The sequence below is a fragment of the Rhizobium sp. BK591 genome (genome assembly GCF_014195045.1).
Taxonomy (GTDB): domain Bacteria; phylum Pseudomonadota; class Alphaproteobacteria; order Rhizobiales; family Rhizobiaceae; genus Rhizobium; species Rhizobium anhuiense.
Window position 1 is genome coordinate 311,209 of sequence record NZ_JACIAZ010000003.1, and the last position, 13,561, is coordinate 324,769.

A 13,561-nucleotide genomic window follows, 5' to 3' on the forward strand; every position below is an offset into this window, starting at 1 on the left:
TCCGGCCGTGTCAATCGGCCGGAAGAATGGGCAGATCGGCGGACGGGCGGGGGCCTTTCGATGCCGGTGCGGGTTCCGGGTCTGGAACGCGTGACAGAGAATTTCGGCGACATCCGGTGTCGGCAGGACGAAAGATCCGGCTTGGCAATGAGAATGTTGCAAAAATAGGTTTGTTTGCCGTCATCAGGCAAACGGGAAACAGGACTGAGCGACGATGGCAAAACTGAAGATTGACGGCAACGAGATCGAAGTTCCGGATCATTTCACGCTATTGCAGGCGTGTGAGGATGCCGGCGCCGAGGTTCCGCGCTTCTGCTTCCACGAGCGCCTGTCGGTTGCCGGCAATTGCCGCATGTGCCTCGTCGAGGTGAAGGGTGGCCCGCCGAAGCCGCAGGCTTCCTGCGCCATGAGCGTGCGCGACATTCGCGGCGGCCCGAACGGCGAACTGCCCGAGGTCTTCACCAACACCCCGATGGTCAAAAAGGCCCGCGAAGGTGTGATGGAATTCCTGCTGATCAACCATCCGCTGGATTGCCCGATCTGCGACCAGGGCGGCGAATGCGACCTGCAGGACCAGGCGATGGCCTTCGGCATCGACACCTCGCGCTATCAGGAAGACAAGCGCGCCGTCGAGGACAAGTATATCGGCCCGCTCGTCAAGACGGTGATGAACCGCTGCATCCACTGCACACGCTGCGTTCGCTTCACCACTGAAGTTGCCGGCATTTCCGAACTCGGCCTGATCGGCCGCGGCGAGGATGCCGAGATCACCACCTATCTCGAACAGGCGATGACCTCCGAGCTGCAGGGCAACGTCGTCGACCTTTGCCCGGTCGGCGCGCTCACCTCCAAGCCCTTCGCCTTCACCGCGCGTCCGTGGGAATTGAACAAGACCGAATCGATCGACGTCATGGATGCCGTCGGTTCGGCGATCCGCGTCGACACCCGCGGCCGCGAAGTCATGCGCATCCTGCCGCGTGTCAACGAGGCGATCAACGAGGAGTGGATCTCCGACAAGAGCCGCTTCATCTGGGACGGCTTGAAGACCCAGCGCCTCGACCGGCCTTATGTGCGCCGCGACGGCCGCCTGCAGCCCGCCACCTGGGCCGAAGCTTTCGGCGCCATCAAGGCCGCCGTCAGCGCCACCTCGGGCGACAAGATCGGCGCGATCGCTGGCGACCTTGCTTCCGTCGAGGAAATGTATGCGCTCTCCGAACTGGTGAAGTCGCTGGGCTCGACCAATCTCGACTGTCGCCAGGATGGGGCGGCACTCGATCCGTCGCTCGGCCGCGCAAGCTACCTGTTCAACCCGACCATTTCGGGCATCGACCAGGCCGATGCGCTGTTGATCATCGGCGCCAATCCGCGCTTCGAGGCGGCGATCCTCAACGCCCGCATCCGCAAGCGCTGGCGCCGCGGCAAGTTCCCGATCGGCGTGATCGGCGAGCCGGGCGAGCTGCGCTACAGCTATGATTACCTCGGCGGCGGTCCCGACACGCTGAAGGATCTGATCGACGGCAACCACGCTTTCGCCGAGGTGCTGAAGAACGCCGCCAAGCCGATGATCATCATCGGCCAGGGCGCGCTGTCGCGCACCGACGGCGCCGGCGTTCTCGCCAGTGCCGCCAAGCTCGCCGGTTCGGTCGGTGCAGTCGTCGAAGGCTGGAACGGCTTTGCCGTCCTCCATACCGCAGCCTCGCGTGTCGGCGGCCTCGACCTCGGCTTCGTGCCGGGTGCTGCCGGCGTCAATGCCGCCGAAATGCTGAGCGCGATGGACGTGCTCTTCCTGCTCGGCGCCGACGAACTCGATTTCGCCGCCAAGAAGGCCAGGCTCACCGTCTATATCGGCTCGCATGGCGACAACGGCGCGCATCATGCCGACGTCATCCTGCCGGCTGCAGCCTATACCGAAAAGTCCGGCACCTGGGTCAACACTGAAGGCCGCGTCCAGATGGGCAACCGCGCTGGCTTTGCGCCGGGCGACGCCCGCGAGGACTGGGCGATCATCCGCGCCCTGTCCGACGTGCTCGGCAAGAAGCTTCCCTTCGATTCGCTGAGCGAACTGCGCGTCCGGCTCTACGCCGCTTTCCCGCATTTCGCCGCCATCGACGAGATCGCCGAAAGCGATAGCGCCCAAATTGCCGCAGTTGCGAAAAAAGCCGGCAAGATGAACAAGTCAGGGTTTGCGTCGCCGGTCAAAGACTTCTATTTGACGAACCCGATAGCGCGCGCCTCGGCTGTCATGGCGGAGTGCTCGGCATTGGCCCGCAACAACTTCAAAGTCGCGGCAGAGTAAGGGCAGGGGACTATGGATTCTTTCTTTTCGACCTATGTCTGGCCGGCGATCATCATGATCGGTCAGTCGCTGCTGCTTCTGGTCTGCCTGCTCGTCTTCATCGCCTATGTGCTGCTCGCCGACCGCAAGATCTGGGCGGCCGTACAGCTGCGCCGCGGCCCGAACGTCGTCGGTCCCTTCGGGCTGTTCCAGTCCTTCGCCGACCTTCTGAAGTTCGTCTTCAAGGAGCCGATCATTCCGGCCGGCGCCAACAAGGCGGTGTTCCTGCTGGCCCCGCTGGTGACGGTGCTGCTGGCGCTGTCCACCTGGGCGGTGGTGCCGCTGGCCGACGGATGGGTGATCGCCAACATCAATGTCGGCATCCTCTATATTTTCGCCATCTCCTCGCTCGAGGTCTACGGCATCATCATGGGCGGCTGGGCTTCGAACTCGAAATATCCCTTCCTCGGCGCGCTGCGCTCGGCGGCACAGATGGTCTCCTATGAAGTCTCGATCGGCTTCGTCATCGTCACCGTGCTTCTCTGCGTCGGCTCGCTGAACCTGACCGATATCGTCAATGCCCAGCATACCGGCCTCGGCACCATGCTCGGCCTGCCGTCGTCGTTCCTCGACTGGCACTGGCTGTCGCTCTTCCCGATGTTCATCATCTTCTTCATTTCGGCGCTCGCCGAGACGAACCGTCCGCCCTTCGACCTTCCGGAAGCCGAATCGGAACTTGTCGCCGGCTTCATGGTCGAATACGGCTCCTCGCCATACATGATGTTCATGCTCGGCGAATATGCGGCCGTCGTCCTGATGTGCTCGCTGACGACCATCCTTTTCCTCGGCGGCTGGCTGCCGCCGGTCGATTTCTGGCTCATCAATTGGGTGCCGGGCATCATCTGGTTCATGCTGAAGGCCTGCTTCGTGTTCTTCATGTTCGCGATGGTCAAGGCTTTCGTACCGCGTTACCGCTACGACCAGCTCATGCGCCTCGGCTGGAAGGTCTTCCTGCCGCTGTCGCTCGCCATGGTCGTCATCGTTGCATTCGTGCTGAAACTGACGGGTTGGGCATGATCATGTCCGCTCTCGTTTCCGGCAAAATTGGAGGTTGAAGATGGCAAGCTTGTCCGGCTCCATCAGCTCGCTGTTTCTCAAGGAATTCGTCGGCGCGTTCTTCTTGTCGATGCGCTATTTCTTCCGCCAGAAGGCGACGATCAACTATCCCTTCGAAAAGGGTCCGGTCTCCCCGCGTTTCCGCGGCGAGCATGCGCTGCGCCGTTATCCCAACGGCGAGGAACGCTGCATCGCCTGCAAGCTCTGCGAGGCGATCTGTCCTGCCCAGGCGATCACCATTGAGGCGGGTCCCCGCCGCAATGACGGCACGCGCCGCACGGTGCGTTACGACATCGACATGGTGAAGTGCATCTATTGCGGCTTCTGCCAGGAAGCCTGCCCGGTCGACGCGATCGTCGAAGGCCCGAATTTCGAATTTGCGACGGAAACCCGCGAAGAACTCTATTTCGACAAGGCGCGGCTTCTGGACAACGGAGACCGGTGGGAGCGCGAAATCGCCCGCAACATCGCGATCGACTCGCCGTACCGCTGATTGAGATTTGAAATGCCGCGATGGAGCAACGGCTCCGATCGCGGTCAATATGCACAGGAGCTTTGACGGTTCGCGCCGCGCAAAGCTCTATCGGGCAGGGAAACTCCCGGCTGCCCGGGGGAAGATGAAAAAGGCACCAACATGGGTCTGCAGGCTCTATTTTTCTATCTTTTCGCCTTTGTCGCGGTGGCGTCGGCGTTCATGGTCATCTGGGCGAAGAACCCGGTTCACTCGGTTCTGTTCCTGATCCTGGTGTTCTTCAACGCGGCCGGCCTCTTCCTGCTGCTCGGTGCCGAATTCCTGGCGATGATCCTGCTGGTCGTCTATGTCGGCGCCGTCGCCGTGCTCTTCCTCTTCGTGGTGATGATGCTCGATATCGACTTCACCGAACTGAGGGCCGGCGTTCTCGAATATGCGCCGATCGGCGGGCTGATCGGGGTGATCCTGGCGGCCGAACTGATCGTCGTCATCGGCGGCAGCGTCATCTCGCCTGAGATCGCCAAATCGGTCGCCATGCCGATACCGGCATTGACGGAGCGCACCAATACGGCCGCCCTCGGCGACGTGCTCTACACCAACTACGTCTATTTCTTCCAGATCGCCGGTCTGGTGCTGCTGGTGGCCATGATCGGCGCGATCGTGCTGACGCTCAGGCACCGCACCAACATCAAGCGGCAGAATATTCCCAGGCAGGTTGCCCGCACGCCCGCCACCGCCGTCGAGGTGGTGTCGGTCAAGCCCGGGCAGGGCGTCTAAAGGCAGGTCAAGGAACAAAGAACATGGTCATCGGACTTTCCCACTACCTGACGGTCAGCGCCATCCTCTTCACGCTCGGCGTCTTCGGCATCTTCCTGAACCGGAAGAATGTCATCGTCATCCTGATGTCGATCGAACTGATCCTGCTTGCCGTCAACATCAACATGGTCGCCTTCTCCTCCTTCCTGAACGACATCGTCGGCCAGGTCTTCGCGCTGTTCATCTTGACGGTCGCGGCAGCCGAAGCGGCGATCGGTCTTGCAATTCTCGTTGTCTTCTACCGCAACCGCGGCTCGATCGCGGTCGAAGACGTCAATATGATGAAGGGCTGAGTGGCTCATGTTCCTCTATAAGGCTATCGTCTTTCTTCCCTTGATCGGTGCGATCGTCGCCGGCCTCTTCGGCCGCGCCATCGGCGCCAAGGCTTCGGAATATGTCACCAGCGGCCTGATGATCATCGCCGCCATCCTGTCCTGGGTTGTCTTCTTCACGGTCGGCATGGGCCACGCCGAAGGCGGCCCGATCAAGGTCGAGGTGCTGCGCTGGATCCAGTCCGGCGGCATCGACGTCTCCTGGTCGTTGCGCGTCGATACGCTGACCTCGGTGATGCTGATCGTCGTCAACACGGTCTCGACGCTGGTGCATGTCTATTCGATCGGTTACATGCACACCGATCCGCACCGCCCGCGCTTCTTCGCCTATCTCTCGCTCTTCACCTTCGCCATGCTGATGCTGGTGACCGCCGACAACCTTGCCCAGATGTTCTTCGGCTGGGAAGGCGTCGGTCTCGCCTCCTATCTGCTGATCGGTTTCTGGTTCAAGAAGCCGTCGGCGACGGCTGCGGCGATGAAGGCCTTCATCGTCAACCGCGTCGGCGACTTCGGCTTCGTGCTCGGCATTGCCGGCGTCTTCGTGCTGTTCGGCTCGATCAATTTCGACACGATCTTCGCCAATGCCTCGAACTTCGCCCCGCATGAAGGCGGCGGCGAGGCGGGCGAGGTGATCCTCAACCTCTTCGGCATGCAGCTCGACAAGGCGCATGCGCTGACCGGCATCTGCCTGCTGCTGTTCATGGGCGCGATGGGCAAGTCGGCGCAGTTCCTGCTGCACACCTGGCTGCCGGACGCCATGGAAGGCCCGACCCCGGTCTCGGCCCTCATCCATGCCGCCACCATGGTCACCGCCGGCGTCTTCCTCGTCGCCCGCATGTCGCCGCTCTTCGAACTGTCGCACGATGCACTCGTCGTCGTCACCGTGATCGGCGCGATCACCGCCTTCTTCGCGGCCACCGTCGGCCTCGTGCAGAACGACATCAAGCGCGTCATCGCCTATTCCACCTGCTCGCAGCTCGGCTACATGTTCGTGGCGCTCGGGGTAGGGGCCTATGGCGCGGCGATCTTCCACCTCTTCACCCATGCCTTCTTCAAGGCGCTGCTCTTCCTCTGCGCCGGCTCGGTCATCCACGCTGTCGATGGCGAGCAGGACATGCGCTACATGGGCGGCCTGCGGCCGCACATTAAGTGGACGTTCCGTATGATGATCATCGGCACGCTGGCGATCACCGGCGTCGGCATTCCCTTCACGCCGTTCGGTCTTGCCGGCTTCTTCTCCAAGGACGTGATCATCGAGGCGACCTATGCATCGCATTCGCCGGTCTCGGGCTTCGCCTTCGCGCTGCTCGTCATCGCGGCTCTGTTCACCAGCTTCTATTCCTGGCGCCTGATCTTCATGACCTTCTATGGAAAGCCGCGCGCCTCGCACGAGGTCATGCACCACGTCCACGAGTCGCCGCAGGTCATGCTGGTGCCGCTCTATCTGCTGGCGGTTGGCGCGGTGCTTGCTGGCTACTTCTTCGAAGGCCGTTTCTACGGCGAGGAGTATGCCGAGTTCTGGAAGGGCGCGCTCTTTACTGGCGCCGAGAACGAACTGGTCGAAGAGTTCCACCATGTGCCGGCGCTCGTGGCTTTGAGCCCGTTCATCGCCATGGTGCTCGGCTTCGTCACGGCCTGGTACATGTATATCCGCTCGCCGCAGACGCCGCGCATCCTGGCGCAGCAGCATCGCGTGCTCTACCAGTTCCTGTTGAACAAGTGGTATTTCGACGAGCTCTACGACTTCCTCTTCGTCCGCACCGCCAAGGCGCTCGGCCGCTTCCTGTGGAAGAAGGGTGATGTCGGCGTCATCGACACCTACGGCCCGAACGGCGTCGCCGCCCGCGTCGTCGCCGTCACCGACCGCGTCGTCCGCCTGCAGACCGGTTACCTCTATCACTACGCCTTCGCCATGCTGATCGGCATTGCGGCGCTCGTTACCTGGATGATGCTCGGGAGTTCCTTCTGATGACCGATTGGCCTATTCTTTCAACGGTCACCTTCCTGCCGCTCGTCGGCGTGGTGCTCCTGCTATTGATGAACGGCGAGAGCGAAACCGGCCGGAAGAACGTGCTGTGGATCTCGCTGATCACCACCGTCTTCACCTTCGTCGTCTCGCTCTTGATCTGGACCGGCTTCGACAATGCGAATCCGGGCTTCCAGATGGTCGAGAAGCATAACTGGCTCGGCACCGGCATCGGCTACCACGTCGGCGTCGACGGCATCTCGATGCTGTTCGTCATCCTGTCGACCTTCCTCATGCCCTTCTGCGTGCTGGCGAGCTGGCTCTCGATCGAGAAGCGCCTGAAGGAATATATGATCGCCTTCCTCATCCTGGAAACGATGATGGTCGGCGTCTTCGTCTCGCTCGATATCGTGCTGTTCTACGTCTTCTTCGAAGCGGGCCTCATTCCGATGTTCCTGATCATCGGCGTGTGGGGCGGCAAGGACCGCGTCTATGCGAGCTACAAGTTCTTCCTCTATACGCTGCTCGGCTCGGTGCTGATGCTGCTCGCCATCATGGCGATGTATTGGCAGGCCGGCACGACCGACATCACCGCGCTGCTCGCCTACAAGTTCCCGCCGGCGCTGCAGACCTGGTTATGGCTTGCCTTCTTCGCCTCCTTCGCGGTGAAGATGCCGATGTGGCCGGTCCATACCTGGCTTCCCGATGCCCACGTTCAGGCGCCGACGGCAGGCTCGGTGATCTTGGCCGGCGTGCTCCTGAAGCTCGGCGGCTACGGTCTTATCCGCTTCTCGCTCGGCATGTTCCCGGTCGCCTCCGATTATTTCGCGCCGCTCGTCTTCGCCATGTCGGTGATTGCCATCATCTATACCTCGCTGGTGGCGATGATGCAGGACGACATCAAGAAGCTGATCGCCTATTCCTCCGTGGCTCATATGGGCTACGTGACCATGGGCATCTTTGCGGCCAACATGCAGGGCGTTCAGGGCTCCATCTTCCAGATGCTGTCGCACGGCATCGTCTCCGGCGCGCTCTTCCTCTGCGTCGGCGTCGTCTACGACCGCACGCACACCCGCGAGATCAACGCCTATGGCGGCCTCGTCAACAACATGCCGAAATATGCCGTCGCGATGATGGTCTTCACCATGGCCAATGTCGGGCTTCCCGGCACGTCGGGCTTCATCGGCGAATTCCTGACGCTGATGGGCGTCTTCCGGGTCAACACCTGGGTCGCGCTCTTTGCCGCCACCGGCGTCATCCTCTCGGCTGCCTACGCGCTCTGGCTTTATCGCCGGGTGATCTTCGGCGCGCTGGAGAAGGAGAAGCTGAAGGCGCTGCTCGATCTGTCGCCGCGCGAGCAGCTGATCCTCTACCCGCTGGTCGCGCTGACCATCTTCTTCGGCGTTTACCCGGCTCCGGTCTTCGATGCGACGGCCGCCTCGGTGGATCTGCTGGTCAACAACTACACGGCCGCCGTGCACGCAGCGCAGAATGTTGCGCTGTCTATGAAATGATGACGGGACTTATTGGACATGACCGCTGAAACAATTCTCCTCAGTCTGCATCTTTCCGCGCCGGAGCTCATCCTCGCGGTCGGCGCCCTTGTCCTGTTGATGGTCGGCGTCTTCTCAGGCGAGCGGTCGGGCCTTGTCGTCACCGGCCTCGCCATCGTCCTACTCCTGGCCTCGGGCCTGTGGCTGCTCTTCGTGCCCGCAGAAGGCCTTGCTTATGGCGGCGTCTACATGGCCGACGGCTTCTCCCGCTTCATGAAGCTGGTGGCGCTGATCGGTTCGCTGGTGGCTCTGTTCATGACGATCGGTCACGCCCGCGAGAACCAGCTCGACAAGTTCGAGTTCCCGGTCCTGCTGGTGCTTGCGACCCTCGGCATCCTGCTGATGATCTCGGCCAACGACCTGATCTCGCTCTATCTGGCGCTGGAACTGCAGTCGCTGGCGCTTTATGTCGTCGCCGCGATCAACCGTGACAGCCTGAAGTCGACCGAAGCAGGGCTGAAATATTTCGTCCTCGGCGCGCTGTCCTCCGGCATGCTGCTCTACGGCATGTCGCTGGTCTATGGCTTCACCGGCCACACCCACTTCTCCGAGATCGCCCAGGCGCTGTCGGTCGAGGGTGCGCGTTCGCTCGGCCTCATCTTCGGCCTGGTCTTCATCCTCGCCGGCATCGCCTTCAAGATTTCGGCCGTTCCCTTCCACATGTGGACGCCCGACGTGTATGAAGGCGCGCCGACGCCGGTGACCGCCTTCCTTGCCGCAGCCCCCAAGGTTGCCGCCATGGCGATGATGACCCGCATCGTCATCACCGCCTTCCAGCCGGTTCTGGCGGACTGGCAGCAGGTCGTCGTCTTCATCTCGATCGCCTCGATGCTGCTCGGCTCGTTTGCCGCCATCGGCCAGAAGAACATCAAGCGACTGATGGCCTATTCCTCGATCGGTCACATGGGTTATGCGCTGGTCGGCCTTGCCGCCGGCAACCAGACCGGCGTCACCGGCGTCATGCTTTATATGGTCATCTATATGGTTATGACGCTCGGCACCTTCGCGATCATCATGTCGATGCGCCGCAAGGACGGCACCGTCGTCGAAAATGTCGACGATCTCGCCGGCCTTTCCACAACGAACCCGTTCATGGCCGTGGTACTGACGGCGCTGATGTTCTCGCTCGCCGGCATCCCGCCGCTCGCCGGCTTCTTCGCCAAGTACTTCGTCTTCGTCGCCGCCATCGAAGCCAAGCTCTATGCGCTCGCCATCATCGGCGTGCTCGCCTCGGTCGTCGGCGCGTACTATTATCTGCGAGTCATCAAGCTGATGTGGTTCGATGAAGCGACTGGCGAATTCGCCCGTGTCTCCGGTGCGCTGCGTCTGGTCTTCGGGCTCTCCGGCCTGTTCGTCACCGTCTATGTCCTCATCGGCGGTCCGATCGGTGGCGCGGCAGAGCTTGCCGCCGCGACGCTCTTTTGATGGCTTCCGACGGGCGGCGCCGGATATCGCTCGGCGATTTCAGGCACGAGGCTCTGTCGGAGACGTCGTCCACCAACAGCGAATGCCTCGCCCGGGCTCGGGCGGGCGACGGCGGCAATCTCTGGGTGACCGCCGAAAGACAGACCGGCGGCCGCGGCCGCCGCGGCAGGCTCTGGGTTTCCGAACGCGGCAATCTCTACGCTTCGCTTCTGCTGATCGACCCGGCGCCGATGGAGCGCCTGAGCTCCCTGCCGCTGGCCGTTGCCGTTGCCGTACACCAGGCGATCCGCATGGTGCTGCCTCCGGGCGCCGAGCCACTCGAGGTCAAATGGCCGAACGATATTCTTATCGGCCGAAAGAAGACCTGCGGCATCCTCGTCGAAGGTGAGAGGCTGCCGGACGGCCGTTACGCGCTGATTGTCGGCATCGGCATCAATGTCTCGGTGATGCCGGATAATCCGCTCTACCCCGTCACCTGCCTGCGTCAGCAGGGAAGTGCGGCCTCTCCGGAGGAACTCTTCGCCCATCTCTTCGCCGCAATGGCTGAGGTGCTTGATCTATGGGACGAGGGCCGCGGCATCGGCGAGATCACGGCGCTCTGGCGCGCCATCGCCTGCGGCATCGGCGAAAAGATTACGGTGAATTTGCCGGACCGATCGATTTCCGGACAATTCGCGGGAATTGATGATAATGGCTTGTTGATGCTCGATACCGGCGCTGGCAGGATAGTGCCCATTGCCGCCGGTGATGTGTTTTTTGGATAGCGGAACAAACGAAAATTATGGCGAAACAGGACGAACTGGTATTCCTGCCTCTGGGCGGCGTTGGCGAGATTGGCATGAATCTCGCTCTTTATGGCTACGGCCCGCCCGAGCATCGCCAGTGGATCATGGTCGATTGCGGCGTCACCTTTCCCGGGCCCGACCTGCCGGGCGTCGACCTCGTGCTGCCCGATATCCGCTTCCTCGCCAGCGAGCGGAAGAACCTCAAGGCGATCATCATCACCCACGCGCATGAAGACCATTACGGCGCGCTGGCCGATCTCTGGCCCGGCCTCAATGTGCCGGTCTATGCGTCGGGCTTTACCGCGGGTCTGCTCGAAGCCAAGCGCAATTTCGAGAAGGCGACGATCGGCGAAGTGCCGGTGACGCCGTTCAAGGCGGGCGATACGATCAATGTCGGCCCCTTCAGCATCGAAGGCGTGGCCGTCAACCATTCGATCCCCGAGCCTATGTCGCTGATGATCCGCACGCCGGTCGGCAATGTCATCCATACCGGCGACTGGAAGATCGACCACGAGCCTTCGCTCGGGCCGCTGACCGACGAGACACGTTTCCGCCAGCTCGGCGACGAGGGCGTTCTGGCGCTGATGTGCGATTCCACCAATGCGCTGCGCGACGGTGTTTCGCCCTCCGAGAAGGATGTGTCCGAAAGCCTGCGCAAGATCATCGAGAATGCCGAGGGCAGGGTGGCGATCACCACCTTCTCGTCGAATGTCGGGCGCATCCGTACCGTTGCCGAGGCCGCCGAGGCGGCCGGTCGCGAAGTGCTGCTGCTCGGCAGCTCGCTGAAGCGCGTCGTCGATGTCGCCCAGGATATCGGCCTGATGGAAGGCGTGAAGCCCTTCATCTCCGAGGAGGAATACGGTTATATCCCGCGCGATAAGGTCGTCGTCATCCTGACCGGCAGCCAGGGCGAGGCACGGGCAGCCCTTGCCAAGCTCTCCCGCGACGAAATGCGCAATGTGGCCTTTGCGGCAGGCGATATCGTCGTCTTTTCCTCGCGCGCCATTCCCGGCAACGAGAAGGCGATCCAGGATATCAAGAACGGCCTCGTCGAGCAGGGCGTGCACATCATCACCGATACCGAGGCGCTGGTCCACGTGTCCGGCCATCCCCGCCGCAACGAGTTGCAGCGGATGTATGAGTGGACGCGGCCGAAGATCGTCGTGCCGGTGCATGGCGAGGCGACGCATCTGACGGCGCACAAGGAATTGGCCGAGCAATCCGGGATCGCGATCGTTCCGCGGGTGCGCAACGGCGATATCCTGCGACTGGCGCCCGGTCCCGTCGAGGTGATCGGCGAAGCGCCGCATGGCCGCATCTATAAGGACGGCACGCTGATCGGCGATTTCGACGAGATGGGCATCGGCGAGCGCAAGAAGCTCTCCTATGTCGGCCATGTCGCCGTCAACGTCGTGCTCGACGCCCGCTATGACATCGTCGGCGATCCCGATCTCGTGTCGATCGGCCTGCCGGTCTATGACGACGAGGGCGAGGAGATGGAAGATACGCTGTTCGACGCGGCGGTCAGCGCCATCGAAAGCATTCCGCGCGCCCGCCGCAAGGATATCGACATGCTGCAGGAGGCCGTGCGCCGCGCCATCCGCTCGGCCGCCAATCACGCCTGGGGTAAGAAGCCCGTCGTCACCGCCTTCGTCACCAAGGTCTGATCATGCTCGGCCGGGTCAACCATATCGCCATCGCCGTTCCCGATCTGGCAGTGGCGACGGCCGCCTATCGCGACACGCTAGGGGCTGCGGTATCGCAGCCGCAGGCTCTGCCGGAGCACGGCGTCACCGTCGTCTTCGTCGAACTGCCGAACACCAAGGTCGAATTGTTGCAGCCGCTGGGTGACACTTCGCCGATCGCAGCCTTCCTCGAAAAGAACCCGTCCGGCGGCATGCACCACATCTGCTACGAGGTGGACGATATTCTTCTCGCCCGTGACCGGCTGGTCGAGGCGGGTGCCAGAGTGCTCGGCGATATCAAGCCGAAGACCGGCGCGCATGGCAAGCCGGTGCTCTTTCTGCATCCCAAGGATTTCTTTGGCACGCTGATCGAACTCGAACAGGCCTGACTCCTGCTGCGGCAGAGTGACCCGAAGGCGACTAAACGCTTCGTTCGCTTTGAGTTGGTCGCCATTCCGCCGTATAAGGACGCGATATCAGCGCGACATCAACGGGACCGATAATGCTCGAGATCTTTCTTCAGGGATTTGCCGTCTACTTCATCATCTGGTGGATGACGCTTTTCGCCGTTCTGCCGATCGGTCTGCGCACCCAGGCGGAAGACAATGATGTGGTGCTCGGCACCGTTCCGAGTGCGCCCGCCCGGTTTCGCGCCGCTTTCGTCTTTTCGCTGACGACGCTGATTTCGGCTGTGATCTACGGCCTCTGGTACGTTTGCGACACCTATTTCGGTTGGGGCTTCGACGCCCTGCCGCAACTCGGTCCCAGCTTCTATTGAAGTGTGGCTTTTGCTCAAACTTTGAGCATATGCAAATCTATTGAAAAGCGAATTTCGTCATACCGGCGTCATGCTGTTGCGGCACAGAGCTGACGTAACGGAATGAGGATCATCCCCTACGGAAGCTGCGAGTTTCGTGGATGAGGTGGGGAGCCGAAAAGCCAAAAAAAAACAAGGCTAGAAGCCTTGTTTTAAGTATCGCGTGATCTGTAACCGTTGCCGGGGCTGCGACGAGCGCGCCTAAGATCTGATCCTCCCAAGACTTGACCGCGAATTCGGCAAGAATTTATCCTTCCTGCCTGTTTTGTGAGCTAAAGCTAGCTCAAACATTGGGCTTTGTCATCAGCTTTTTTTGCAT

12 protein-coding genes are annotated in these 13,561 nt (G+C 61.7%); all 12 read left to right on the forward strand.

Features of this window, described 5'->3' with window-relative positions; translation table 11 throughout:
• Positions 1-214 precede the first annotated feature (214 nt).
• Positions 215-2,296, forward strand: coding sequence for an NADH-quinone oxidoreductase subunit NuoG (gene nuoG, locus FHX10_RS14575; RefSeq protein ID WP_097543029.1), 2,082 nt, complete (start codon positions 215-217; stop codon positions 2,294-2,296).
• A 12-nt stretch (positions 2,297-2,308) separates the two neighbouring features.
• The gene (gene nuoH, locus FHX10_RS14580; RefSeq protein ID WP_047616518.1) at positions 2,309-3,352 is read left to right on the forward strand and encodes an NADH-quinone oxidoreductase subunit NuoH; all 1,044 of its coding nucleotides are present in this window, start codon (positions 2,309-2,311) and stop codon (positions 3,350-3,352) included.
• Between the two features lie 40 nt (positions 3,353-3,392).
• Positions 3,393-3,884 (forward strand): NADH-quinone oxidoreductase subunit NuoI, encoded by a 492-nt coding sequence (nuoI, locus tag FHX10_RS14585; RefSeq protein WP_003547385.1) that lies wholly within the window; start codon positions 3,393-3,395, stop codon positions 3,882-3,884.
• A gap of 141 nt (positions 3,885-4,025) precedes the next feature.
• Positions 4,026-4,640, forward strand: a complete 615-nt coding sequence (locus tag FHX10_RS14590) for an NADH-quinone oxidoreductase subunit J (RefSeq protein ID WP_047616520.1) — start codon at positions 4,026-4,028, stop codon at positions 4,638-4,640.
• Positions 4,641-4,663: 23 nt separating this feature from the next.
• Positions 4,664-4,972, forward strand: coding sequence for an NADH-quinone oxidoreductase subunit NuoK (gene nuoK, locus FHX10_RS14595; protein ID WP_003547388.1), 309 nt, complete (start codon positions 4,664-4,666; stop codon positions 4,970-4,972).
• Positions 4,973-4,979: 7 nt separating this feature from the next.
• Positions 4,980-6,980: an NADH-quinone oxidoreductase subunit L gene (nuoL, locus tag FHX10_RS14600; RefSeq protein ID WP_097543030.1), complete on the forward strand. Its 2,001-nt coding sequence runs from the start codon at positions 4,980-4,982 to the stop codon at positions 6,978-6,980.
• Positions 6,980-8,491, forward strand: coding sequence for an NADH-quinone oxidoreductase subunit M (locus FHX10_RS14605; RefSeq protein WP_047616524.1), 1,512 nt, complete (start codon positions 6,980-6,982; stop codon positions 8,489-8,491). Before nuoL ends, FHX10_RS14605 begins: the two co-directional genes overlap by 1 nt.
• 18 nt (positions 8,492-8,509) lie before the next feature.
• Complete coding sequence (gene nuoN, locus FHX10_RS14610) at positions 8,510-9,955, forward strand: NADH-quinone oxidoreductase subunit NuoN (RefSeq protein ID WP_048338649.1); 1,446 nt, start codon at positions 8,510-8,512, stop codon at positions 9,953-9,955.
• Entirely contained in the window at positions 9,955-10,719 is a 765-nt protein-coding gene (locus FHX10_RS14615) for a biotin--[acetyl-CoA-carboxylase] ligase (protein ID WP_097543031.1), read from the forward strand. The genes nuoN and FHX10_RS14615 overlap by 1 nt, the downstream gene beginning before the upstream one ends.
• Positions 10,720-10,736: 17 nt before the next feature.
• Positions 10,737-12,407, forward strand: coding sequence for a ribonuclease J (locus FHX10_RS14620; protein ID WP_047616529.1), 1,671 nt, complete (start codon positions 10,737-10,739; stop codon positions 12,405-12,407).
• Between the two features lie 2 nt (positions 12,408-12,409).
• Positions 12,410-12,814 carry a methylmalonyl-CoA epimerase gene (gene mce, locus FHX10_RS14625; RefSeq protein WP_047616531.1) on the forward strand — a complete coding sequence of 135 codons (405 nt, stop codon included), beginning with the start codon at positions 12,410-12,412 and terminating at the stop codon, positions 12,812-12,814.
• Positions 12,815-12,927: 113 nt separating this feature from the next.
• Positions 12,928-13,203, forward strand: coding sequence for a DUF1467 family protein (locus FHX10_RS14630; RefSeq protein WP_047616533.1), 276 nt, complete (start codon positions 12,928-12,930; stop codon positions 13,201-13,203).
• Positions 13,204-13,561 lie beyond the last annotated feature (358 nt).

Coding starts and splice junctions, on each gene's coding strand:
- nuoL (WP_097543030.1), top strand. CDS start 4,980: ATGTTCCTCTATAAGGCTATCGTCTTTCTTCCCTTGATCGGTGCGATC.
- FHX10_RS14620 (WP_047616529.1), top strand. CDS start 10,737: ATGGCGAAACAGGACGAACTGGTATTCCTGCCTCTGGGCGGCGTTGGC.
- FHX10_RS14615 (WP_097543031.1), top strand. CDS start 9,955: ATGGCTTCCGACGGGCGGCGCCGGATATCGCTCGGCGATTTCAGGCAC.
- nuoG (WP_097543029.1), top strand. CDS start 215: ATGGCAAAACTGAAGATTGACGGCAACGAGATCGAAGTTCCGGATCAT.
- nuoN (WP_048338649.1), top strand. CDS start 8,510: ATGACCGCTGAAACAATTCTCCTCAGTCTGCATCTTTCCGCGCCGGAG.
- nuoH (WP_047616518.1), top strand. CDS start 2,309: ATGGATTCTTTCTTTTCGACCTATGTCTGGCCGGCGATCATCATGATC.
- FHX10_RS14630 (WP_047616533.1), top strand. CDS start 12,928: ATGCTCGAGATCTTTCTTCAGGGATTTGCCGTCTACTTCATCATCTGG.
- nuoI (WP_003547385.1), top strand. CDS start 3,393: ATGGCAAGCTTGTCCGGCTCCATCAGCTCGCTGTTTCTCAAGGAATTC.
- FHX10_RS14590 (WP_047616520.1), top strand. CDS start 4,026: ATGGGTCTGCAGGCTCTATTTTTCTATCTTTTCGCCTTTGTCGCGGTG.
- FHX10_RS14605 (WP_047616524.1), top strand. CDS start 6,980: ATGACCGATTGGCCTATTCTTTCAACGGTCACCTTCCTGCCGCTCGTC.
- mce (WP_047616531.1), top strand. CDS start 12,410: ATGCTCGGCCGGGTCAACCATATCGCCATCGCCGTTCCCGATCTGGCA.
- nuoK (WP_003547388.1), top strand. CDS start 4,664: ATGGTCATCGGACTTTCCCACTACCTGACGGTCAGCGCCATCCTCTTC.